Origin of the sequence: uncultured Agathobaculum sp. (assembly GCF_963927765.1) — a bacterium.
GTDB lineage: Bacteria > Bacillota > Clostridia > Oscillospirales > Butyricicoccaceae > Agathobaculum.
Window position 1 is genome coordinate 1 of record NZ_CAWVCU010000033.1, and the last position, 7,107, is coordinate 7,107.

Annotated in this window: 8 protein-coding genes; 7 read left to right on the top strand and 1 reads right to left on the bottom strand. The window is 56.4% G+C overall.

What is annotated here, in order from left to right; genetic code table 11:
- Positions 1-145: 145 nt before the first annotated feature.
- The 7 genes from fabD (at position 146) to ABGT74_RS02265 (ending at position 5,707) form a co-directional block, all read left to right on the top strand.
- Positions 146-1,063: an ACP S-malonyltransferase gene (fabD, locus tag ABGT74_RS02235; RefSeq protein WP_346704282.1), complete on the top strand. Its 918-nt coding sequence runs from the start codon at positions 146-148 to the stop codon at positions 1,061-1,063.
- A 172-nt stretch (positions 1,064-1,235) separates the two neighbouring features.
- A complete protein-coding gene (locus tag ABGT74_RS02240) occupies positions 1,236-1,487 on the top strand; it encodes a hypothetical protein (RefSeq protein ID WP_346704283.1) in 252 nt (83 codons plus the stop codon).
- 31 nt (positions 1,488-1,518) lie between these two features.
- Positions 1,519-2,001, top strand: coding sequence for a sigma-70 family RNA polymerase sigma factor (locus ABGT74_RS02245; RefSeq protein ID WP_346704284.1), 483 nt, complete (start codon positions 1,519-1,521; stop codon positions 1,999-2,001).
- On the top strand, positions 1,994-2,848 hold the full coding sequence (locus ABGT74_RS02250) for a hypothetical protein (protein WP_346704285.1): 855 nt from the start codon (positions 1,994-1,996) through the stop codon (positions 2,846-2,848). Before ABGT74_RS02245 ends, ABGT74_RS02250 begins: the two co-directional genes overlap by 8 nt.
- 297 nt (positions 2,849-3,145) lie before the next feature.
- Positions 3,146-4,171 (top strand): ATP-binding cassette domain-containing protein, encoded by a 1,026-nt coding sequence (locus ABGT74_RS02255; protein WP_297284391.1) that lies wholly within the window; start codon positions 3,146-3,148, stop codon positions 4,169-4,171.
- Positions 4,158-4,811, top strand: coding sequence for a methionine ABC transporter permease (locus ABGT74_RS02260; protein WP_346704286.1), 654 nt, complete (start codon positions 4,158-4,160; stop codon positions 4,809-4,811). Before ABGT74_RS02255 ends, ABGT74_RS02260 begins: the two co-directional genes overlap by 14 nt.
- 59 nt (positions 4,812-4,870) lie before the next feature.
- Positions 4,871-5,707, top strand: coding sequence for a MetQ/NlpA family ABC transporter substrate-binding protein (locus tag ABGT74_RS02265; protein WP_346704287.1), 837 nt, complete (start codon positions 4,871-4,873; stop codon positions 5,705-5,707).
- Positions 5,708-5,799: 92 nt separating this feature from the next.
- Here ABGT74_RS02265 and ABGT74_RS02270 read toward each other — a convergent pair whose 3' ends face one another.
- Positions 5,800-6,525: a TraX family protein gene (locus tag ABGT74_RS02270; protein WP_346704288.1), complete on the bottom strand. Its 726-nt coding sequence runs from the start codon at positions 6,523-6,525 to the stop codon at positions 5,800-5,802.
- Between the last annotated feature and the right edge of the window lie 582 nt (positions 6,526-7,107).

A 7,107-nucleotide genomic window follows, 5' to 3' on the forward strand; every position in this document is an offset into this window, starting at 1 on the left:
CTCCCCAAAAGTTCAAATCGCTCTCCCAAAGCGTGGAAAAGCGACAATAGTTTGATTGACAAAGTAATCCTTGACTATTATAATAAAAGGACACGAAAATGTCAACCTTTTCCTAGGTTTGGCAGCGATTTTGGAGGAACGGAACATGGAATACGGTTTTGCATTTTTCCCCGGTCAGGGCGCGCAGGCTCCGGGCATGGGCAAGGATCTGTACGAAAATTCGCAGGCAGCCAAGCTGGTTTTCGAAGAGGCCAGCGAGGGCGCAGGGCTGGACGTTGCAAAGCTCTGCTTTGACAGCGATAAGGAGACCCTCTCGCGCACCGAGAACAGTCAGATCGCGATTTTCACCCACTCGATGGCGGCGCTCGCGGCACTGACCGAGGCAGGCGTGACCTTCAAGGCCGCAGCAGGCTTCTCGCTGGGCGAATATACGGCGCTTGCCGCGGCGGGCGTAGTGTCGCTCGCGGACGGCGTCAAGATCGTCTCGATGCGCGGCAAGCTGATGCAGCAGGCCGCAGATTCGATCGACGGCGGCATGGCGGCGATCCTCGGACTGGACGACGACAAAATCGAAGCTGCATGCGCGGCTGTGACGAGCGGCGTAGTGCTGCCGGTCAACTATAACTGCCCCGGACAGCTGGTCATCGCGGGCGAAAAGGCAGCGCTGGCCGAAGCGATCGAGAACTGCAAAGCAGCGGGCGCGCGCCGCGCGGTACCGCTGGCGGTATCGGGCGCGTTCCACACCCCACTGATGGCAAAGGCCGCGGCAGAGCTGCGCGCGTACGTCTCGGATTTCACCTTCTCCGCCCCGAAGATGGACATTTACTCCAATCTGGACGGTCAGGTGCTGGATTGCGACGACCTGCCGGCGCACCTCGAGCAGCACATGATCTCCCCCGTGCGCTGGACACAGCTGGTGAAAAACGGCATGGCGGCAGGGCTGACCACCGCATGTGAAGTCGGCCCGGGCAAGACCCTGACCGGTTTTGCCGGCAAGATCAGCAAGGAACTGACCTGCAAGGCCGTGCAGGACATGGCAGGCGTGCAGGCGGCTACCGAGTAAACCGAACGGAATCCCGAAGGGAGGCGCTGCGGCGTCTCCCTTTTGCCATCCAAAAAAATTTCAAAAATTTTTTTGGAATTTTGAATGGATTCTCCTTTGCCGGTCGTATTGGTAGTGAAAGGCACAAACAACAAGCCAAATTCACCGACAACAATTTATAGGAGGAATTGATATGAAAAAGATGGTAATGGGTACGATCAGCGCAGCTCTGGTTCTCTCGATGGCGGTAACGGGCGCTTTCGCCGCAGGCTATGGCAATGGCCGCGGACGCAACTTCGTCGATGCAAACGGCGACGGCGTGTGCGACAACTATGGCACAGGCTGCGGCCGTGGGCAGTACTTCGTCGATGCCAACGGTGACGGCGTATGCGATAACTACGGTACAGGCTGTGGCCGCGGGCAGGGACGGGGCTGCAACCGCTAAGCAAACAGACGGACAATAAGAGGTTGGTACGATGCGGAGCGAACAGGAGGCAAACCGGGCGATCGAGCGATATGCGGACACCGTCCGACGGATCTGTATGATTCACTTGAAGAACCATGCAGACACCGAGGACATCTTTCAGAATGTGTTCCTGAAATATGTGCTCAGCACCGCTGTGTTCGAAAACGAGGAACATGAAAAGGCGTGGTTCATCCGCGTGACGATCAACGCCTGCCGTGATTTACTCAAAAGCTTTTTCCGCAGCCGCACGGTCTCGCTCGATACGCTGCTCGACCAACCCGCCGAACTGACGCAGGAGGATCACACCGTGCTAGAGGCAGTGCTTGCGCTGCCGCCCAAGTACCGCGATGTGGTCTATCTGCATTATTATGAGGGTTATACCGCCCCGCAGATCGGCCAAATCCTCAAAAAGAACGTCAACACGATTTATACACTGCTGGGCCGCGCCAAACAGGCGCTGCGGGAAACGCTGGGAGGGGACGACGATGCGTGACGAACTGAAAACTGCGCTGGACAAGGTCACGGCGGACGACGCGCTCCGGCAGTCCACCCGCGCGTTCCTCGCCCGGCAAACCGGTGATTATGGCGCGGCAAAAGCACGTCTGCATACGGTGCGCCGCCTTGCGGTGGCAGCCGCCTGTCTTGCACTGGCAGTCGTGGGCGGCACAGGCTACTGGGCGTACTTCTCCCACACCTGCGCGATCAGCATCGACATCAACCCGTCGGTCGAGCTGGCGGTCAACCGCTTTGACAAAGTGATCTCGGTCGAAGGAATTGGTGCGGACGGTGACGCGCTGGCAGAAACGCTCGACGTGCGCTTTTTAAGCTATACGGATGCGCTGGACTGCCTGCTGGAAAACCCGACCGTCGAAGATTACCTTGCACAGGACGAGATACTGTCCATCGCGGTTGCGGGCGACAACCAAGGACAGGCGGATGCCATTCTTTCGCACGCCGAAACCTGCGCCGCAGGCACGGGCAACATCTATTGCCATGCCGCAAGCGCCGAGGAAATCGAACAAGCGCATGAAGCCGGGCTGTCCTTCGGCAAATATCAGGCGTTTCTCGAACTGCAATCGCTTGATACAAGCATTACGCCCGAGGAGGTGCAAGGACTGACCATGCGCGAGATCCGCGACCGCATTGCCGCACTCTCGGGCGATACCGAGGCCGTACCCGACGGTCACGGCTATGGGGCGGGCAACGGTAATGGAACCGGTTCCGGTCAGAGCAACGGTATGGGACAGGGCTACGGACAGGGCAATGGTGCAGGGCAAGGCAACGGTCACGGCTATGGGGCGGGTAATGGCAACGGTCACGGCAAACAATCCGCCGAATGAATGCCAGATGCAGGTTTTGCGCAACCCATACAGAAATTGCTTGACAAATCCCCCGCGATGGACTACACTAATACCACAGAGAATAAACTCTATTAAAACCGTAGGAAAAGGAGGAAGCCGCCATGCTGTCGATTCGAATGAACATGTGCATGATGTGCGGTTTTGCTCGTTTTTCTGCCATGCAGCGCTGACGCTGCAAGCTGTAAGCGGGCCGCTTTTCATGCGGCATGGCACGGTTCAGATGGAAAACGAGCGGAAAGCAGACCCTGCTTTCCGCTTTTATTTTGAAAAGGGGGAATGGACTTGGAACAGGATTGCATCGTTCGCATCCAAAACTTAAACAAAACCTTCCGCGGGCGGGCCGGTACGGTCACTGCACTGGACGGCGTCAGCCTTGATATTCACCGCGGCGAGATCTTCGGTATCATCGGTCTTTCGGGCGCGGGCAAGTCAACGCTTGTGCGCTGCATCAACTTTCTCGAAACGCCGACCGAAGGCACGGTCACAGTGGACGGGCAGGAGCTTGGTTCGCTTTCCAAAAAGGCGCTGCTCGAGGCGCGCCGCTCGATGGGCATGATCTTCCAGCAGTTCAATCTGCTGCAGCAGCGCACCGCACTGCAAAACATCTGCTTCCCGCTCGAGATTGCGGGTATGAAAAAGGCGGATGCGGAAAAGCGCGCACGCGAGCTGCTTGAAATCGTCAGCCTGTCTGACCGCGCGGACAATTACCCGTCCCAGCTGTCCGGTGGCCAACAGCAGCGCGTCGCCATCGCCCGCGCGCTGGCAACCAATCCGAAAATCCTGCTTTGCGACGAAGCGACCAGCGCGCTCGACCCGACCACAACACGTTCGATCCTCGCGCTGCTCAAAGAGATCAACAAGACGCTCGGCATCACGATTATCGTCATCACGCATGAAATGGCGGTCATTGAGGAAATCTGTCAACGTGTGGCCATCATTGACTCCAGCCGCATCGCAGAGGTCGGCCCGGTCGATCAGGTGTTCACCCGCCCGCAGTCGGCTATGGCAAAGCAGCTCATCTATCCGGACGGCAAGCGCGACAAGCTCGCCACTGGCAAGCACTATTGTCGCATCGTGTTCGACGGCAACTCGTCGTTTGAGCCGGTGGTGTCGAACATGGTGCTCGAGTGCAAGGCGCCGGTCAACATCATGTTTGCCGACACCAAGGACATTGACGGCCGCGCCTATGGCCAGATGATCCTACAATTACCCGAGGACGAACGCGCTGCCAAGCGTGCGCTGGCGTACCTCGAAACCCAGAATGTGCATGTAGAGGAGGGCGACGCGGATGCTTTCACCTGAACTTTGGGCACAAAGCCTGTGGGAAACCTTATATATGGTCATCGTATCGACCGCGGTTTCCTATCTGATCGGCCTGCCGCTCGGCCTGCTGCTGGTCGTGACCGATAAGGGCGGCATCCGCCCGATGCCGCTCATCAACACTGTGCTGGGCGTGATCGTCAATATCCTTCGCTCGATCCCGTTCCTTATTCTTGCGGTCATGATTACGCCGATGACGCGCGCAATTGCCGGCAAGGCGATCGGCACAACCGCCATGATCGTACCGCTGACGGTAGCGGCTGCCCCCTATGTGGCGCGCATGGTCGAGTCCTCGATTAAGGAAGTGCCGTTCGGCGTGATCGAGGCGGCGCAGTCCATGGGCGCAACGCCTTGGCAGATCGTCTGGAAGGTGCTTGTCCCCGAAGCAAAGCCTTCGCTGATGGTGGGCGGCGCGATCTCGATCGTGACCATCCTCGGCTACTCCGCGATGGCGGGCTTCATTGGCGGCGGCGGTCTGGGTACGGTGGCTGTCAACTACGGCTACAACCGCTATAACTTTGAGATCATGCTGGTGGCTGTTATCATCATCGTGATTGTTGTGCAGATCTTCCAGGTCTGCGGCATGTGGCTTGCGCGCCATCTGGACAAGCGCAACCGCTAATTTCCCTACTTTGTTATCAAAAAATTTGATAAAACACCCGTAGAAAAGGAGAGATTCCCATGAAGAAGAAAATTGCAGCACTGCTGGCCGGTGCTCTGTGCCTGTCGGCTCTGGCAGCCTGCGGTGGCAACAACGCGCAGACCGCTGAGAACGGTGCATCTGATGACAAGACCATCACAGTCGGCGCATCCCCCACACCGCACGCAGAAATCCTGAACGCTGCCAAAGACGTACTGGCTGAGCAGGGCTGGACGCTCGAGGTTGTCGAGTTCACCGACTATGTGCAGCCGAACACCGCACTGGTGGACGGCGATCTGGACGCAAACTACTTCCAGCACATCCCCTACCTGAACAACTTCAACAAGGAAAACAACGCTGATCTGGTATCCGCCATCGAGATGCACTATGAGCCGTTCGGCATCTATCCGGGCAAGACCGCGACGCTGGAAGAGCTGGCAGACGGCGCAACTGTCGCTGTACCGAACGACGGCTCGAACGAGACCCGTGCACTGCTCCTTTTGCAGGATGCCGGCCTGATTAAGCTCAAGGACGGCATCGACCCGACTTCGGACGCAACCAAGCTGGACATCGTCGAGAACCCGAAGAACCTCGACATTCAGGAAATCGCTGCCGAGCAGCTGCCGCGCTCACTCGAGGACGTTGACCTCGCGGTTATCAACGGCAACTACGCGCTGCAGGCCGACCTGAACGCCAAGGAGGATTCGCTCATCACCGAGAATCCGGATTACGCTAAGGTTTATGTCAATGTCGTTGCCTGCCGCAGCGGCGACGAAACCAGCGACAAGATCACCGCGCTCAAGGAAGCGCTTCAGAGCGACGCCGTCAAGCAGTTCATCGACAACACCTACAAGGGCGCTGTCGTGGCTACTTTCTAAACAAACAACCTCAAAAGCACAGCCCCTCTGCCGCACTACGCGGCAGAGGGGCTTTTTCATATACCTACCGTGACACATCAATGCAGAGGCTTTCAAATCCACAGGCTCACCAGTCCGATAAGCAGCAGATGCACCGGATAAAACCAATAAAAAAACTGTTTGAGGTTTTTCTCCCCTCTTGTTCCATTGTAGGCCAGCAGCAACGGTATGGTCAGCAGACTGAAAATCTGAATGCCGCCCATTTGCAGCGAAAGCGCCAATAATCCGACCGAAAAACCAATCAAACCAGCTCTTTCCTGTTTGCAGCCCATACCGGAGCATTGTTCCCAGACACGCGCAGCCAGCTCCGCAAGCAGCGGCAGCATTACGCCCAAAAATCCGTAATCAATGGTCACCCAATGGCAAATCAGCCAGATACCACCCACACAGCCCAGCATGACGCCAGCGCCGGTGAGCTGCGCCGTCCTTTTCCCTTGCGCCCAGCAAGTCCGTCCATACTGAAACGCATACAAGACACAGAGCGAAAGCGAGAAGGTAATCAGGATGTTGCCATAAAACGTTTGAGTATACACATAATAGCCAGCTACGCACAGCAACCCCATTCCCAGCATTCGAAACAAATATTGCCATGGATGATGCGTGCGGCGGCTGCCCTCCCAAATGCAATAAGAAAACACCGGGAATGCAAGCCGTCCAATAATCCGCAGGATCGTCCACTGCGGGAACAGCTCCATGCCCACATGATCGAGCACCATGGCAGCCGCAGCGATCATTTTGATTTGATTTTGTGATAATCCGATGAACTGCTTCCTCTGCATGCAAACCCCTTCCGAAGCACCTTTTCCCCGCATCTCCCCCGCGGATGGATGATCTGTCCGGCATCAGTATAGCACCAAACAACACAGAATACAACGCAGACGCTTACTTTACAAATGCAATTTATAGCCGTCGCAGCCGAAACACCTGCAAGCGCTGCCATCTCCTTGATTTTCACCACACCTTTTCTATCGCTTTGGCACTTTTCTCCATCTTCTATTTGCAGACCCGCTTTTTCACAAAAGGTTTCGTTGCAATTCCGCCCCATAAAAACTCTGTTATCATTTTTCGCCGGATGTGATGCATGCCACCTTTGCATTTCAATTCCCACGCACCAGCAAGCACAGAAAACAAGGCGTTTTCTTATGATTGGTGACCAGTTCCACAAACTAAAACGACCTTATATGCCGTAAGCACATAAGGTCGTTTATCAAAAGTGAGAATGGAGAATCTATATTAGACGCTTGCGGGAATGGCAACCCATTTACCGCCCTGCTGGCAGGACTCAGTCGCAGCCTTAGCCATGAGAACCGGACGCAGGCCGTCAACAGCGCCAACCGGAACCGGCTTGTCGTTCTGGATCG

Bases quoted from the DNA above. Each gene is read 5' to 3' on its own strand.
- ABGT74_RS02270 (WP_346704288.1), bottom strand. From the start codon at position 6,525: ATGCAGAGGAAGCAGTTCATCGGATTATCACAAAATCAAATCAAAATG.
- ABGT74_RS02250 (WP_346704285.1), top strand. From the start codon at position 1,994: ATGCGTGACGAACTGAAAACTGCGCTGGACAAGGTCACGGCGGACGAC.
- ABGT74_RS02245 (WP_346704284.1), top strand. From the start codon at position 1,519: ATGCGGAGCGAACAGGAGGCAAACCGGGCGATCGAGCGATATGCGGAC.
- ABGT74_RS02255 (WP_297284391.1), top strand. From the start codon at position 3,146: ATGGACTTGGAACAGGATTGCATCGTTCGCATCCAAAACTTAAACAAA.
- ABGT74_RS02240 (WP_346704283.1), top strand. From the start codon at position 1,236: ATGAAAAAGATGGTAATGGGTACGATCAGCGCAGCTCTGGTTCTCTCG.
- fabD (WP_346704282.1), top strand. From the start codon at position 146: ATGGAATACGGTTTTGCATTTTTCCCCGGTCAGGGCGCGCAGGCTCCG.
- ABGT74_RS02260 (WP_346704286.1), top strand. From the start codon at position 4,158: ATGCTTTCACCTGAACTTTGGGCACAAAGCCTGTGGGAAACCTTATAT.
- ABGT74_RS02265 (WP_346704287.1), top strand. From the start codon at position 4,871: ATGAAGAAGAAAATTGCAGCACTGCTGGCCGGTGCTCTGTGCCTGTCG.